This window comes from Xanthomonas sp. NCPPB 1325, assembly GCF_041477645.2.
GTDB lineage: Bacteria > Pseudomonadota > Gammaproteobacteria > Xanthomonadales > Xanthomonadaceae > Xanthomonas > Xanthomonas cannabis.
In genome coordinates this window covers 164169-178972 of record NZ_CM192985.1, presented here as the reverse complement: position 1 = coordinate 178972, position 14804 = coordinate 164169, and the positions used below count along the sequence as shown (strand labels likewise).

The 14804-nt window shown below is 66.5% G+C and carries 9 protein-coding genes; 1 reads left to right on the top strand and 8 read right to left on the bottom strand.

Annotation, left to right across the window (positions count from 1 at the left end):
* Window positions 1–63: 63 nt before the first annotated feature.
* Window positions 64–1050 (top strand): rhamnogalacturonan acetylesterase, encoded by a 987-nt coding sequence (locus ACCQ10_RS00745; RefSeq protein WP_372361879.1) that lies wholly within the window; start codon window positions 64–66, stop codon window positions 1048–1050.
* Window positions 1051–1350: 300 nt separating this feature from the next.
* On the opposite strand, the gene ACCQ10_RS00740 is transcribed toward ACCQ10_RS00745, so the two are convergent.
* The 8 genes from ACCQ10_RS00740 to ACCQ10_RS00705 all read right to left on the bottom strand — a co-directional run bounded on the left by ACCQ10_RS00740 (window position 1351) and on the right by ACCQ10_RS00705 (window position 14528).
* Complete coding sequence (locus ACCQ10_RS00740) at window positions 1351–2499, bottom strand: aldo/keto reductase (RefSeq protein WP_372361878.1); 1149 nt, start codon at window positions 2497–2499, stop codon at window positions 1351–1353.
* A gap of 67 nt (window positions 2500–2566) precedes the next feature.
* Window positions 2567–3031 carry a metallophosphoesterase family protein gene (locus ACCQ10_RS00735; RefSeq protein ID WP_372361877.1) on the bottom strand — a complete coding sequence of 155 codons (465 nt, stop codon included), beginning with the start codon at window positions 3029–3031 and terminating at the stop codon, window positions 2567–2569.
* A gap of 336 nt (window positions 3032–3367) precedes the next feature.
* Entirely contained in the window at window positions 3368–4921 is a 1554-nt protein-coding gene (locus tag ACCQ10_RS00730; RefSeq protein WP_372361876.1) for a PepSY-associated TM helix domain-containing protein, read from the bottom strand.
* Window positions 4918–5190 carry a hypothetical protein gene (locus tag ACCQ10_RS00725; protein WP_372361875.1) on the bottom strand — a complete coding sequence of 91 codons (273 nt, stop codon included), beginning with the start codon at window positions 5188–5190 and terminating at the stop codon, window positions 4918–4920. The genes ACCQ10_RS00730 and ACCQ10_RS00725 overlap by 4 nt, the downstream gene beginning before the upstream one ends.
* Window positions 5180–5479, bottom strand: coding sequence for a hypothetical protein (locus ACCQ10_RS00720; RefSeq protein ID WP_372361874.1), 300 nt, complete (start codon window positions 5477–5479; stop codon window positions 5180–5182). The genes ACCQ10_RS00725 and ACCQ10_RS00720 overlap by 11 nt, the downstream gene beginning before the upstream one ends.
* A gap of 390 nt (window positions 5480–5869) precedes the next feature.
* Window positions 5870–8053: a 1,4-alpha-glucan branching protein GlgB gene (gene glgB, locus ACCQ10_RS00715; RefSeq protein ID WP_372361873.1), complete on the bottom strand. Its 2184-nt coding sequence runs from the start codon at window positions 8051–8053 to the stop codon at window positions 5870–5872.
* 11 nt (window positions 8054–8064) lie between these two features.
* Window positions 8065–11415 carry a maltose alpha-D-glucosyltransferase gene (gene treS, locus ACCQ10_RS00710; RefSeq protein WP_039407011.1) on the bottom strand — a complete coding sequence of 1117 codons (3351 nt, stop codon included), beginning with the start codon at window positions 11413–11415 and terminating at the stop codon, window positions 8065–8067.
* Window positions 11412–14528: a maltotransferase domain-containing protein gene (locus tag ACCQ10_RS00705; protein ID WP_372361872.1), complete on the bottom strand. Its 3117-nt coding sequence runs from the start codon at window positions 14526–14528 to the stop codon at window positions 11412–11414. Before ACCQ10_RS00705 ends, treS begins: the two co-directional genes overlap by 4 nt.
* Between the last annotated feature and the right edge of the window lie 276 nt (window positions 14529–14804).

The following is a 14804-nucleotide window of genomic DNA, read 5'->3' as shown; positions in this document are numbered from 1 at the left end:
CTGCGCTGCGCAGCCGCGCTTACTCGACCCTGCAGCAGTGTTGATTCGATCTTGAGGTGATGCATGCGTCATGAGTCTGTTGCTTTATCGCTGCTGCTGGCTGCACTGGCAGCTGCCTGCCTTCCGTTGGCCGATGCCGCCGCTGCCGCGTTGGCCGACACGCCGCTGGCGTCCCCGGCATCCACCACCGATCCCTCAAACAACAACGCCCCTGCCGCGACAGCGTCGTTTGCCGCCAGCAAGATCGTGCTGGTGGGCGATTCCACCACCGCCGTGCAGGGTGGCTGGGGGCCGAGTTTCTGCGCGCAGCATGTGACCTCGTTTTTGAGCTGCCTCAATCTGGCGCGCGGCGGGCGCAGTACCTCCAACTATCGTGCGGAAGGGTCGTGGGACATTGCGCTCAAGGAGTTGCGCAGCGGTGGCTACCGGCAGGTGGTGGTGCTGATCCAGTTTGGTCATAACGACCAGCCCGGCAAGCCGGGGCGCTCCACCGACCTGGCGACAGAATTCCCGGCCAACCTGCGCCGCTATGTGGCCGAGGCGCGCGCCGCAGGCGCGGTTCCGGTGCTGGTGACGCCGTTGACGCGGCGGCAGTTCGAGCGCGGCCAGCTGCTGGACGACCTGGCGCCATGGGCGCAGGCCACACGTGCGGTTGCGCGCGAGTTGCAGGTGCCGGTAATCGACCTGCACGCGCGCAGCCGCGCGGTGGTGCAGGGCATGGGGCCGGTGCTGGCGATGCGGCTTGCGCAGCGGCCGGCCGACCCGCAGCAAGTGATCGCTGCGCAAGCGGGCACCACCGTCGGCAAGACACCGGCGCAGACGCTGCCGTCGTCATCGCCATCGTCGAAAGTGCCTGAAGGCGCCAGCGTGGCTACGGCCACCGCACCTGCCACGGCACAGGACAATGCCAGTGCGGAACCGATGGGCCAGGCCAAACTTGCGTTCGACTACACGCATCTTGGCCCCGAGGGCGCAGATGTCTTTGCGGCGATCGTCGCAGACGAGTTGGCAAGACAAGTGCCGGCCTTGCGGCCGCTGTTGATTCCGTGATGCGTTGACGGCAACTGCGCTTGGCACGCTCGGGAGTTTGCCGCGCGCAACGGCGCTGAAGGCGTTCCCAGACGTGCAGCGCGGGGTTGGTGCAATCAACTGCTTATCGGGGACATGGTCGCTTGTTCCGTACCCTCATCCGCCCCCTCCGGGGCACCTTCTCCCCCATGAAGGAGGACAATGTCCCGGTGGGAGAAGGAAACGCAGCGTGGCTGCGTTTTGTTGGACGCATCGCACAGCACCGACCGCGCCGGCCCAGCGGCTACGCAATGTTTGATGAGCCGCTCCTAGCGTCGTCCTTCAACGCACAACAGGCACCGGCGCATCCGCCTCGATCACGCCTTCGCGCTTGAGCTCCTCCCACACCGCCGCCGGAATTGCCACCCGCATCGATGCCGCATTGGCGATTGCCTGCTCGGCCGTGCGCGCGCCAGGAATCACCGACGACACCACCTGCGGCGCCGCGGCAAATTGCAACGCCACGGTACGCAGATCCACACCATGCCGCTCGCAAACGGCCAGCGCTTTCTGCCGCTTGGCCGGTGCCCATTCCGGCACCGTGCCGTCGTACAGATAACGCTCGCGGCCGGCCAGATACCCGGCCAGCAAGGGCGCACCCACCACCACCGAGGCGCCGTGTTTGGCGATCTTCGGGAAGGTGTCATGCAAGGCCTGCGCATGATCGAGCAGCGAGTACTGGCAGGCCAGCAGGAAGATATCCGGGTCGGCCTCTTCGATTGCGCGCAACGCAGGCTCCGGGCGATTGACGCCAAACCCCCAGGCCTTGATCAGGCCCTCCTTGCGCATCCTGGTCAGCTCCGGCATCGCGCCCTTCACCGCTTCGGCAAAACGCTGCTCCCACGGCATGCCCAGGTCTTTTTCGTTCTCCGGCGACAGGTCGTGGATATAGGCGATGTCGATCTGCGACACGCCCAGACGCTGCAGACTGTCTTCGATCGAACGCCGCACACCTGCCGCGCTGTAGTCGTAGCGATAGTCGAATGGCGAGGGCTGCACCCACATCGTCTTGGGCGGTTTGTCGGTGGCGGTGAGCAAGCGCCCGACCTTGGTCGACACCACATAATCATCGGCCGCGTGATTGTGCAGATGATGGCCGGTGCGCCGCTCCGACAGGCCCAGCCCGTACCATGGCGAGGTATCGAAATAACGCACCCCCGACTCCCACACCGCGGCCAGCGTCTGCTCGCTTTGTGCGTCGCTGGTGGGCGCAAAGCCATTACCGATCGCCACGCCGCCAAAGCCCAGGCGACTGCGCGGCCGGTAGCGTGCGCCCTTGACGACGGAATTGGTCGGCAACGCGTTCGCAGCGGTTTTGCCACGCGTCGGCATCACACTGCCAGGCGCAGAAGCCTGTGCCAGCAGCGGTGCAGCGGCCAATGCCGCAGTGCCCGCAGCGGCAGCGGAAAGAAATTGGCGGCGTGTATTCATCGGGATTCCTTGCAACAACGTGGCCCACGAGGATGGCCCCGCGCGTGTGCATGCCAGGTCAGCGAACTCAGCCCAGTGCCAGCTCATGCACCTGTGCGCGTGGCGCGCCATCGCCCAGCCACAACGTGGCCACGCTGATCGGCAGACTGAAGCGACGTGGCCCGGCGCTGCCTGGATTGACGTACAACACGTCATCGCGTGTCTGGATCGCCGGCTTGTGCGAATGCCCGCTGATGACCACGTCTGCTGCAACGCTCGGCACCAGCGTTTTCAGGTCGTGCAGCACATGGATGCGTACGCCAGCGATCAGCACATCCAGCGTCTGCGGCAAGCCCGCTGCCCAGGGCTTGTTGTCGATATTGCCGGCAATGACATGCAGCGGCGCCAGCACCTGCAACGCGGCGAGAATCTCCGGCTTGCCGACATCGCCGGCATGGATGATCGCATCGCTTCCCACGAGCGCGGCCACTGCTTCGGGTCGCAACAATCCATGGGTGTCGGAGATCAGGCCGATGCGTGTGCGGGCGGGCATGGCATCCTCTTGCGCAGACAGAAGCGGCACATGCTACGCACTGCACGTGCGCCGGACGTGAGGCCAGCGCATGCAGAGGTCGCACGCCGCAGCTCAACGCCGTGCAGGTACTACACGTTCACTGCTGCACGCCTGCACCAGCGGTCACCTGCGACATTCACTACTCCACGCCTGCACCGCAATCACCCGCGGCGTAGCGTGACCAAAAAACGTAGCGGGCGGTCGTCAGATGGGTGCCGTCACCACGCTTGGAACCATCGCGTACGCGTGGTACATGCCGCACCGGGCAGCGACCGCGCCCGCCTGGCGATGCGCGCAGTCATCTGTTCGCCGCACCTAAGCGACCCCGCGCGCCGGCCATGCCCATACGCTATTGGGATCGCCCTGCATGCCACGGCGTTTGCTCGCAAGCGCCATGCGCCAATAGGCCCAGGCCATCAGCAGCGCAACCAGATCGATACCGAGCACGGTCGCGCTCTGCCACGGCGCGGTCGCGCCGTGTGCGCCAATGCAGCTGGCCAGCGGAATCAGCGCCGTCAACGCGGCGCAGGCCAGCAAGACCTCATATGCACCGCGTGCGGTGGGGCGGGCCAGGGCCCACAGCAGCGTTGCGGCGAACACTGCGTAATAGACATAGCGCTCCTGGCCCTGCGGCAGGTACCGCGCAGCGATAAACAGCGCCGAGATGCCGGCCACACTGCCCAGGCAGACACCGACGGTGAGCCGTGCCATCGCATGTGTGCGACGCGGCTGCGCAATGGCGCGGCGCTTGCGCCGGGTTTCGATCCACAACAGGTTGCCGCTGTAGAACAGGAACACGCCGCCGAGGCCGAGCAGGAAGTACAGCCACTGCACCGCGGCATGCCCGAAGTTGCCGAAGTGCAGCGCCTGCAACCCGCGCAACGCGGCGGTGCCGGGCGACATCGTGGCCGGTTCCAGCACGCGCAACACCTGCCCGGTGCTGGCATCCAGTGCCACGCCACCCAAGGTGTTGAGCCGGCGCTGGTCGTGATGGCCGTAGATCTCCACCCGCGCATGGGCATCGCCGGCATCGTGGTACGCCAGGCTTTCCGGCACGAAGCCGGGGCTGGCTGCCATTGCCTTGTGCAACAGCACCGCCACCGGCAGCAACGGCGCTGCACGCTTGGCCGGCACCACATGCGGTGCCAGTTCGAAATCCGGCTCCAGGATCTGCATCAGCTTGCCGTCGAACACCAGGAACTGGAATGGCGCCAGCAGCAGCACGCCCAGGCACAGCACCGCGCCGGACCAGGCAAAGATCACATGGAATGGCAGCGACAGCATGCCCACCAGATTGTGCGCGTCCTGCCACAGTCGCTTGACGTTGGCGCCCACGCGCAGCGCGAACAGGTCCTTGAAAAACACCGGCGCGTACAACACCACGCCGCTGACCAGCGCCAGCCCGTACAACACGCTCACTACCCCGAACAGATAGGTGCCGAGCACGCGCGGCAGGCCGGCGGTGAAGTGCAGGTCGTAGAGAAAATCCGCAAAGCCCACGCGCTGCGGCAACTCCAGCAAGCCGCCATCGGGCCCTGCCTGATACTGGCGCATACCGCCGTTGGCATCGGCCTGCGCGCCATACCAATACACCCGCGCAATCGGCCCGTGTTCGCCCGGCAACAGCAGCAAGAACGAATCGGCCACCTGCGGGTGCGTGGCGATGACCGTGTCCAGCAAGGACTGCGCCGCAGTCACCGGATCGGCAGGCGCCGTTTCGGTGACCGCTGGTGCACTCTGCCACTCGCTGAGCTGATGCGTGAACACGGTGATGGCACCGGCATAGAAGGCAATGAACAAGGCCATGCCGGCCAGCAACCCCATCCAGCTGTGCACGGACAGGAATGCGCGCAAGGTCGATGCTTTCATGCGCTCAGCTCCGTCCAGCCCAGTGCCTTGATCGCGGCGAGTGCGAGGTAGCACAGCAGCGTCAGCCCGCCGAGCACGATCCAGGCATGCAATCCCCGCCGGAACGCGAACGGCAACGCCATCGCGCCGATCCAGACCGGAAACATCAGCAGCAACCACACCAGGGTATAGCGCTGTTGCGGCCCCGGCAGCAGCAAGGCGCACAGGCCGACCACGCCCACCGCAAGCGGCAAGCCCAAGACCACCGCGCTCAGCCATTTAGCCCACATGGCGTGCCTGCCTGCGTTGTGCGCGCACTTGCCGCCCGACATCCAGCACCGGCAGCGCCACTGCCGCCAGCATCAGCGCCGTTACGGCAGCGAAGATGCCGGCCCACACGCCCAGCGCATGGATGGCGCAGGCCAGTGACAACGCCAGCAACACGCAGCCACCGACGCGCAACCCGCGCGCCGACGGGCGTCGCTGCAGCAACAGACGTTGATGCGTGGTTGCCAGATAAAACGCCAGGGCCGAGGCGGCAGCGGCAGGCAGATAGAGTGCGGTCATCAGCGCGCTCATGCGCCAGCCTGCATTGAGGTGAGCGAAGGCGGCGCACCACGCTGGGCACGACGCGCGCAGCGAGGTTGCACGGTTGCGTGCAGCGGCACCACCGTCCACACGTCTGCCTGCGCACGGCCATGCACGCCCAAGACGCAGCGAACGGCCGCAACCGGCGGAAAACCCACTACAGCGATCAAGACGTCCACGCACACCACTCCCGCAAGAGGATCGACGGAAGGCATGGCGGCGGCTGTGCCCGGCAGCCCTCCCTGGGCTGCCTAAGAAGAAGCCGGCAATCCTGCAGCGCGGCCCGGCGGGCATGCGCGGCAGGGTGTCAGCCACTCTACGGCGCGCAATCTAACAGGTGGCACACCGCCGGACCAGCTGTCTGGCGGTGTGCGTGACGCATCAGCCGTGCGGCGTCAGCACGATGGCGCCAAGCGGCGGCAACAGCAACGGCAGCGACTGCGCATGGCCATGCATGGACTGCTGCTCTGCCGTCACGATGCCGCCATTGCCCAGGTTCGCACCGCCGTAGATGCCGGCGTCGCTGTTGAACACCTCACGCCACTGGCCGCCCTGCGGTACGCCGATGCGGTAGCCGTGCTGCACCACCGGAGTGAAGTTGATCACCACCAGCACCGGCGGATCGCCGCGCTTGCCCTTGCGCAGGAACGCCAGCACGCTGTTGGCGGCATCGTCGCCCACCACCCAGGCGAACCCGGCCGGGTCGTCGTCGTGCGCATGCAACGCGGGATATTCCGCGTACAACCGGTTGAGGTCGCGCACCAGGGTCTGCACCCCGCGGTGGCGCGGGTCGTCGAGCAGGTGCCACGGAATGCTGGCGTCGTGGTTCCACTCGGTGGGCTGGCCGAACTCGCAGCCCATGAACAGCAACTTGCGCCCCGGGTGCGTGAACATATAGCCCAGATACGCACGCAGGTTGGCAAAGCGCTGCCACTCGTCGCCCGGCATACGGCCCAGCAACGAGCCCTTGCCGTGCACCACTTCATCGTGCGAGATCGGCAGCACGAAGCGCTCCGAATACGCATACACCATGCTGAAGGTCAGCTCGCCATGGTGGTAGCGGCGATAGATCGGGTCCAGGCCGGCGTAATGCAAGGTGTCGTGCATCCAGCCCATGTTCCACTTGTAGTGGAAACCCAGGCCACCGTGCGCCACATCGGCGGTGACACCGGGGAATGCAGTGGATTCTTCGGCAATCATCACCGCGCCCGGGGTGTGCTCGCGCACCACTTCGTTGAGCCGGCGCAGGAAGGCGATGGTTTCGTAGTTCTCGCGCCCGCCATGGATGTTGGGCACCCACTCGCCGGCATTGCGGCTGTAATCGCGGTACAGCATCGAAGCCACCGCATCCACGCGCAGCCCGTCCACGTGGTAACGCTGCAAGAACTCCAGCGCGCTGGCGATCAAGAACCCGGAGACCTCGCGGCGGCCGTGGTTGTAGATCAAGGTATTCCAGTCGCGGTGGAAGCCTTCGCGCGGGTCGGCGTGTTCGTACAGCGCGGTGCCGTCGAAATGCGCCAGGCCGTGCGCGTCGGTGGGAAAGTGCGCCGGTACCCAGTCCACCAGCACGCCGATGCCTTCGCGGTGGCAACGGTCGACGAAGCGGGCAAAGCCGTCCGGCGAACCGAAACGCGCGGTGGGTGCGAACAGGCCCAGCGGTTGATAGCCCCACGAGCCGCCAAACGGATGCTCGCTCACCGGCAGCAACTCGACATGGGTGAAGCCCATATCGGCCACGTACGGAATCAGCCGGTCGGCCAGGCCATCCCAGTCCAGGTCCACGCCTTCTTCGCGCAGCCAGGAACCGGCATGGATCTCGTAGATGCTCATCGGTGCGTCATGCGCCTGGCGGCGCGCACGCGTGGCCATCCAGCCGTCGTCGCTCCACTGGAACGGCGCCGGGTCGGCCACGATCGATGCGGTGCCGGGCGCCAGTTCCGCGCGCCGCGCCACCGGGTCGGCCTTGGCCGGCAATTCGTGCCCATGTGGGCCACGCAGCTGGTACTTGTAGTGCGCACCGGGGCCAACGTCGGGCACGAACAGCTCCCACACGCCGGACTGATGCCGCAGCCGCATCGGATGACGGCGCGCATCCCAGCTATTGAAGTCGCCCACCACCGCCACGCGCGAGGCATTGGGCGCCCACACCGCAAAGCGCGTGCCGCGTACGCCATCCACCTCGACCACGTTGGCGCCCAATGCGTCGGCCAGCTGAAGATGGTGGCCTTCGCTGATCAGGTGCAGGTCGAAGTCGGTGAGCTGCGGGCCGAATGCGTAAGGATCGGCCGTTTCCTGCTCGCCGCCGGGCCAGCCGATACGCAGCCGGTAACTGCCCTGCGCCGGCAGGTCGCCGGCAAACAGGCCCGGCTCCGGGCCGGGCTCCAGGGCGATCGTCTGGCCGTCGTCGAGCACGGCGCTCACCTGGTTGGCGCCCGGCAGATAGGTGCGCAACACGCGCCCGGTGTCGGTCGGATGCGCGCCTAACACGGCAAAGGCGTCGCCGTGGCGTGATTCGGCCAGCGCGCGTACCACGCCGGGGTCCCATCGATTGGTCACTGCTGTCATTACTCCATTCATCATGTGTCTCCTGCACCGGCGCGTGCGCGTTGCAGGATGCGTCGCAAGCCTTCGATCGGCACCATCAACCAGCCCGGGCGGTTGGCCGCTTCGTAACGCACCTCGTAGCAGGCCTTCTCCACCAGGAACAGCAAGGTGGCCGCGTTGAACGCCGCCGGCGCAATCCACGGGTGGGCGCTGGCGTCGAGCACGGCATGGTAAGCGTCCAGGAAGGCTTGTGTGGAGCGGCGGCGGAACTGCACCAGGAATTCGTCCAGATGCGTGTCCACCCCGACGCCTGCGCGCGCGGCCGTGCCCTCTTCGCCACGTGCCGAGACTTCGCTGGCGTAATCGAGCGAACGCAGGAAGCCGGCCACATCGCGTAGCGGGCTGGCCTTGGCGCGGCGTTCGGCCAGCGGCTTGGCCGGTTCGCCTTCGAAGTCGATCAACACCACATCGTCGAAAGCCACCAGGATCTGGCCCAGGTGGAAGTCGCCATGCACGCGGGTCAGCAGCGAATCGGCCAGCACGCTGGGAGCCTTCGCCAACAGGCTGTCCAGTTGCGGGCGCTGCGCCAGCACCGCTTCCAGTGCCTCGCGCTCGGTGGCGTCGTCGGTGCCTGCCAGGCGCGTATTGACCGTGTCCCACATCTCTTCCACCTGTCGCGCCACGCCGGCCACCACATCGTTGGCGGCGGGCAGGTCGATGCGCTGCGGGGCAAAGTCGGCATCGTCGCTGGCACGCGACAAGGCTTCATGCAGCTCGGCCAGGCGCTTGCCGACCACCGCGGCAAAGGCGTCGTACCCGGCAATGGCTTCGGCGCGTGCTTCGTCGGTCTGCGCGGTGGCGTACTCATCGAAGCTGCGCGCCAGGTGATCCAGCGTCCAGCGCCAGGCATCGCCCTGGTTGCGGATGAAGCCCTGCAACAAGGCGATGGTGGTGACGGTGCCCTGCGCGTCGATCCGGCTGACGCTGCCCAGCAACGGCGCAGCATTGGCGTAGCCCATTTCGGTCAGGCGGCGGCCGATCTCGATCTCCGGGTTCGCCCCGTCCGCCACATGCCGCAGCAGCTTGAACACCGCCTTGTCGGCCACCACCAGCGAGCTGTTGCTCTGTTCGGCCGACAACCAGCGGATGTCCGGGTCGGCAGGGATCTCCAGCCTGGCCAGTGCCGGCGTCGCTTCGAAGCGCACCTGGCCCTGCTGCGCGGCATCGTCGCCATCGCGTACGTCCAGCACCGCATTGCTGCGCAGCGCATCGATCACGCCGCGCACCATCGGCTTGAGTGCGAACGCATCGGTGAGATAGCCCACCTCGCGGCCCTGGCGCACGCGCGCCAGGGCCAGCTGCTCGGCCAGCGTGCTGGGGTGGTCGCGCTCCCACACGATGCCGATCGGCAGCATGTAGCGCTCGTGGCGGCCATCTTCCAGCTCTGCGTCGAGCTCCAGCAGGCTCATCGGCTCATCACCCGGCAGCGGCGTGCGGCGCGAGATGCGCACGTTCTTCAATGCCTGATCCTTGGCCGAGAACCAGCGACGCGCCGACAACCAAGCCGGCAGGATCTCGCCTTCCAGCGTGGCCAGATGCGGCAGCAAGGCGTTGCTCTCATCGGTGTCGCTGCGCAGCACCAGCGTGCGGTAATCCGGCAACGGCACCGGGCTGGGCACATGCCAATCCGGCAAGGTGCCTTCGCTGACCAACTGGAACGCGTAGAAACCGAATGGCGGCACGGTGAGCAGGTAGGTTAGCCGGCCGATCGGCGGAAAACTGCCGCCGCCGATGATGTCCACCGGCACGCGGCCCTCGAATTCGGACAGGTCCAGCTCCACCGCCTGCAGCGTGTGCGAGAGGTTGGCCACGCACAGCACGGTCTCGTCCTGATAGCAGCGCAGGTAGGCCAGCATGCGGCGGTTGCCCGGGTACAGGAAGCGCAGGCTGCCGCGCCCGAAGGCCTGATAGCGCTTGCGCACGCTGAGCACGCGGCGGGTCCAGGTCAGCAGCGAATGCTGGTCGCGGATCTGCGCTTCCACATTGACGGCCTGGAAGCCGTACAGCGGGTCCATCACCGGCGGCAGTACCAGCTGCGCGGGATCGGCGCGCGAGAAGCCACCGTTGCGGTCGATCGACCACTGCATCGGCGTGCGCACGCCATCGCGGTCGCCCAGATGGATGTTGTCGCCCATGCCGATCTCGTCGCCGTAATACAGCACCGGCGTGCCGGGCATGGTCAGCAGCAACGAGGTCATCAATTCAATACGACGTCGGTCGCGCTCCAGCAGCGGCGCCAGGCGGCGGCGGATGCCCAGGTTGATGCGTGCGCGGCGGTCGGCGGCATAGGTCTGCCACAGATAATCGCGCTCCGAATCGGTGACCATTTCCAGCGTCAGCTCGTCGTGGTTACGCAGGAAGATCGCCCACTGGCAGCTCTCCGGAATCTCCGGGGTCTGGCGCATGATGTCGGTGATGGGGAAGCGGTCTTCGCGCGCGATCGCCATGTACATGCGCGGCATCAGCGGGAAGTGGAACGCCATATGGCATTCGTCGGCGTTCTGGCCGAAATACTGCTGGGTGTCTTCCGGCCACATGTTGGCCTCGGCCAGCAGCATGCGGTCGGGGTATTCGGCATCCAGCGTGGCGCGGATCTTGCGCAGGATCGCGTGGGTTTCCGGCAGGTTTTCGTTGGAGGTGCCGGAGCGCTCGATCAGGTACGGCACCGCATCCAGACGCAGGCCATCCACCCCGCGGTCCAGCCAGAAGCGCATCACTTCCAGCACCGCTTCCAGCACTGCGGGGTTATCGAAGTTGAGGTCAGGCTGGTGCGAATAGAACCGGTGCCAGAAGTACTGCCCGGCCACCGGGTCCCAGGTCCAGTTGGACTTTTCGGTGTCGCAGAAAATGATCCGCGTGCCTTCGTATTCCTGGTCGGTGTCCGACCACACATAGAAGTCGCGCTCCGGCGAGCCGGCCGGCGCATTGCGTGCACGCTGGAACCATGGGTGCTGGTCGGAGGTGTGGTTGATCACCAGCTCGGTGACGATGCGGATGCCGCGTGCATGTGCCTGCGCCACCAGCTGCTCGAAATCCTCGATGCTGCCGTAGTCCGGGTGCACCGCCATGTATTCGGCAATGTCGTAGCCGTCATCACGGCGCGGGCTGGGGTAGAACGGCAGCAGCCAGATGGTGTCCACGCCCAGTTCGGCAATGTAGTCCAGCTTGGAAATCAGCCCCGGGAAGTCACCGATGCCATCGTCGTTGGAGTCGAAGAACGACTTGACGTGCACCTGGTAAATGATGGCGTCCTTGTACCAGAGCTGGTCGGCAACCACCGACGACTGCTCGGCATCGGCCTGTAACGCTGCAACTGCATTCATGCGACCTCTCCTGCGCGGATGCGCCATAACGCGAACGGTCGCGTTGCCTCTAGACGGATGTGTTGGTATTTGCCGTGCCACTCAAACCGGTGCCCGTCCCACAGATCCTCCACCGCAACGGTGGCGTGATCGGGCAGGCCCAGCTCCCACAGCGGGATTTCGATATCCGCATCCTGCCCGGCATGCGGGTCCAGGTTGACTGCCACCAGTACCATGCTGCGGCTGCGCGACAGGTAGCCGGCATCCAGGAACTTGCCGTAGTACAGCACCTGATCGTTATGCGCCTGATAGAAGCGCGTACCCAGGTGCGACTGCAGCTCCGGATGCATGCGGCGCAGCTGGTTGAAACGGGTGATCTCATCGACGATGTCGCCGGGCGACCGCTCCGGCCATGCACGTAGCTGGAATTTTTCCGAATCCAGATACTCTTCCTTGCCCGGTGCCAGCGGCGTGGCCTCGCACAATTCGAAGCCCTGGTACATGCCCCACAGCCCGGACAAGGTGGTTGCCAGCGCGGCGCGGATCAGATGCCCGTTGCGCCCACTGTTTTGCAGGAACGTGGGGTTGATATCCGGCGTGTTGACGAAGAAATGCGGGCGGAAGCATTCGCGCGGCACGCCTTCGTTCAACTCTTCCACGTACTCCTGTAGCTCGTGCTTGTGGTTGCGCCAGGTAAAGTAGGTGTAGGACTGCGAAAAGCCGCACTTGGCCAGGCGGTACATCATCTTCGGGCGGGTGAACGCCTCCGACAAAAACACCACGTCCGGCCGACGCCCGCGCACATCGGCAATCAACCATTCCCAGAACGGGAACGGCTTGGTGTGCGGGTTGTCCACCCGGAACAGGGTGACGCCTTCGTTGACCCAGAACAGCACCGCATCGCGCAGCGTGTTCCACAGGTCTGGCACCGCGCCACTGGCGTAGAAATCGACGTTGACGATGTCTTGGTATTTCTTCGGCGGGTTCTCCGCATACGGGATCGACCCATCCGCGCGCCAGGTGAACCAGTCCTTGTGGTCCTTCAACCACGGGTGGTCCGGCGCGCACTGGATCGCGAAATCCAATGCCACTTCCAGCCCATGTGCACGCGCGGCCTGGATCAGGCGACGGAAGCCCTCCAGCCCACCGAGTTCGGCATGCACCTCGGTGTGCCCGCCATCGCTGGCACCAATTGCATACGGGCTGCCCGGCTCGCCCTCCACCGCAGTGACCGAGTTGTTGCGGCCCTTGCGGTTGTTCAACCCGATCGGATGGATCGGCGGCATGTACAGCACATCGAAGTTCATCGCGCGGATGTGCGCCAGCCGCTTGATCACATCGTCGAAGGTGCCGTGCCGCTGCGGGTCGCCGCTTTGCGAGCGCGGGAACAATTCGTACCAGCTGGCAAAATGCGCCGCGCGGCGCTCCGATTCCACCCGGTAGGTCACCGGCGTCTCTGAGCGGAACGGCTTGTCGTCGGCTGCCGCCATCGCCTGCGCGGTGTCCGGCTCCAGCACGATGGCCAGCTGCTGCAAGGGCTCGCTCTGCGCGCCGATACGGGTAAGCACCGCCTGCAGGCGCTCGGCCAGCGCGCCACTGCTACGCGCATGCGCTGCCTGCACCACGGCGACGGCTTCCTGCACGTCCACCGGCAGCACCGTATTGGCCGCGCGCTTCTTTTCCAGGTCCGCATGCAAGGTGGCGAACACATCGCGCCAGCCTTCCACCCGGAACTCATAGGTGCCGATGCGCTCCAGCGGGAACTCCGCGCGCCAGCGGTCGTTGCCCAGTGCACGCATCGGTGCGCTGGACCAGGCCTTGGCATCGGCCGGGCGCCACAGCACCGCCACCGCGATGCGGTCGTGTCCGTCGCAGAACGCATCGGCTTCCACACAGATGCGGTCGCCCACCGTGCGCTTGACCGGGAAACGGCCGTTGTCCACCGACGGCGTCACCGACTCGATGCACACCCGCGGCCAGGTGGCGGCGGTCTGCGCACGCGGGCGCATGCGGGGCACCGCCAGCACGTGGCGCGCCGGCACGCTGCGGTACACGCGCACCTCGCCCGGCTCCAGCGCGTCGAGCGTCGCGCCGGACAAGGTGCGGCCGTCGTCGGCCACCAGCGCTTCGGCGTCGCCGAGCAGGCGCAACAGATCCGATGCCGGCACCGGCACCACATGCCGCGTATCGCCATTGATCAATAACAAGGAGGGCAAGCCGCCCAGCGGCTCCACTGCCACCGCGGTCAAGCCGGTGGATTCGCGCAGCAGCGGCCGCAACCGCATGCCCGCATTGCTGGTGGGCAAACCATCGGTGGCACGGATCGACAACGGCAACGCGTCCAGATGCGCATCGTCCAGCAACCAGGCGCTACCCAGGGCCAGCGCCAGCTGCCAGTGCTGCTCGGGCGCGGCGGCACGCTTGCCATCCGGTGCATCCAGCACGGCAATCACCTGCGAGGCCAATGCACGCAGCGCGGTGTCTTCGTCGAAGAACCAGCTGCCGCGACCATCCCACCATGCCAGCGACGAGAACGCCGCATCGAACCCGGCACCGGACAGCTGCTGCAGCGCCTCCAGCCCCAGCCCGGGCGTCCACGCCGCAAACACCACTTCCGGCGCCTGCGCGTGCACGCGGGCGATCAGCTCGCGCCAACGCTGTGCCGGCACTTGCTGCGGCTGCAACAGCCGAAACCCGGCCACACCCTGCCCGGCCCACTCCAGCAAGCGTGCGCTCCACCACTCCACCAGCGCGGCGCCCTCTTGTGCATAGCTGAAGCGCGCCTCAGCCACTTCCGGCGTGGCGCGCGGCTGACGCGGGTCCGGCACCGCCGTACTGCGTGCGCGGAACCACTGCGGGTTATCGCGCACCACCGCGCTGGCCCCGCCCACTTCATCCAGCCGCAGATCGATCAGCAGCTTCACCCCGGCGCGATGCGCGGCCTGCGCCGCCTCACGCAACGGGCCGTGCTGCACATCGGCAGCACCAGCCGGCTCGATGAGCCGGCCATCCGCATCACGCTCGAACGGCGCAGCCATCACCACGTAGTCGCACCCGGCCTCGCGCGCCGCCACGCAGCGCTGCTCCAGCCCGGTGGCGCTCGGGGTCGTTTCATTGAGTACACAGATCCGCATGACCGCCCCTCAGCAGGCAACGGCGCGCGAACGCACCGTCAGGGTGGACGTCACGCGGCAGCCGCCGCTCCATGCTGCCGCAAGCGCTCGCTGCCCACGCGCCGGCCCTCCCCCCGCTCGGACCGATGCGAGCGGCAGTGACGCATGCTGCGCCGCCGCCTGCTGCACCGATGCCCGCCCGCTCGACGCCTGGTCGACCCTGCCTACCGTGACTGCACTCATGCGCAACTCCGCAACGATTCTTGACCCATGCAGTCAAGCACCCGGCCTGCGAAT

Coding starts and splice junctions, on each gene's coding strand:
- ACCQ10_RS00730 (WP_372361876.1), bottom strand. CDS start 4,921: ATGAAAGCATCGACCTTGCGCGCATTCCTGTCCGTGCACAGCTGGATG.
- ACCQ10_RS00735 (WP_372361877.1), bottom strand. CDS start 3,031: ATGCCCGCCCGCACACGCATCGGCCTGATCTCCGACACCCATGGATTG.
- ACCQ10_RS00705 (WP_372361872.1), bottom strand. CDS start 14,528: ATGCGGATCTGTGTACTCAATGAAACGACCCCGAGCGCCACCGGGCTG.
- ACCQ10_RS00740 (WP_372361878.1), bottom strand. CDS start 2,499: ATGAATACACGCCGCCAATTTCTTTCCGCTGCCGCTGCGGGCACTGCG.
- ACCQ10_RS00745 (WP_372361879.1), top strand. CDS start 64: ATGCGTCATGAGTCTGTTGCTTTATCGCTGCTGCTGGCTGCACTGGCA.
- glgB (WP_372361873.1), bottom strand. CDS start 8,053: ATGACAGCAGTGACCAATCGATGGGACCCCGGCGTGGTACGCGCGCTG.
- ACCQ10_RS00720 (WP_372361874.1), bottom strand. CDS start 5,479: ATGAGCGCGCTGATGACCGCACTCTATCTGCCTGCCGCTGCCGCCTCG.
- treS (WP_039407011.1), bottom strand. CDS start 11,415: ATGAATGCAGTTGCAGCGTTACAGGCCGATGCCGAGCAGTCGTCGGTG.
- ACCQ10_RS00725 (WP_372361875.1), bottom strand. CDS start 5,190: ATGTGGGCTAAATGGCTGAGCGCGGTGGTCTTGGGCTTGCCGCTTGCG.